General features: G+C 60.3%; 1 pseudogene. It reads left to right on the forward strand.

The features are described from left to right. Positions 1-905, forward strand: a pseudogene (locus AC07U4_RS24825) (hypothetical protein); the annotation flags it as partial.

Consider the following 905-nt stretch of genomic DNA (forward strand, 5'->3'; position numbering starts at 1 on the left):
CGATTCCCTACCGGCATCGACAATAAAAGGGTTCGGCGCCGACTCAATCGGTGACGTGCTGGCGCGGCTCAGATCGCGTTTCGGCGATGAAGATTTTTCGATTCTCGTGAATGGGCGTCGCGTGGGGGGACTTGATGCGATTGAAGCGCTGCCTCCCGAAGCGCTTGCCAAGATTGACGTGCTGCCGGCCAGCGCGGCTGGACAATTCGGGTTGGCCGAGGGCGCGAAGATACTTAACCTGCGCCTATTGGCGAAGTTCGATACGCTGGCGCTGGAAGGGCTGACTACTACGACCACGGAAGGTGGCGGGGGAACCTGGTCGGCGACCACGCGGTATGCGCATATCAGGGATGACGACCGCTCAAATTTTGCGCTTACCTATCGTCTCGCCGGAGAGCTGCTCCGATCAGATCGGGACGGCGGCAAGGACGAGCCGGCGGCAGATGGGTTCGGGGCCGATCGCGACCTGACATTGGTGCCGCGCTCCGAGGCGCTTACCGCGACCCTTGGGCAGAGCGGAGTGCTGGGGCAGACAAGCGTTGACCTTTCTGCCGAGGGCGGGATCACTAGGAATGTCTTTAATATCGGCGGATCAGCGCCACCGACAGCCGGAGCGGGATACTACCGTCAGGAACGGCGGAATACGACGCAATATCTGCGGATGGGTGCTGCGTTCAATGGCACGCTCGGCAGATACTCCTGGACGCTGTCCGGCAATGTCGCAGGCTCTCGATCAGCAATCGAAAACGGCGGCATCGATAATGCAGCGAAGCCCGATGCCGATCTTCACACCGCTACCCACAATGTCGGGCTGTCAGGAGATATCAGCGGCAATATTGCAACCCTTCCTGCCGGCGTGATAAATCTTGCCCTCGGCTTTGGCGCTACGAAGAGTTGGACGCAGA

It is taken from the genome of Sphingomonas sp. GW821-FHT02B09, from assembly GCF_059421875.1.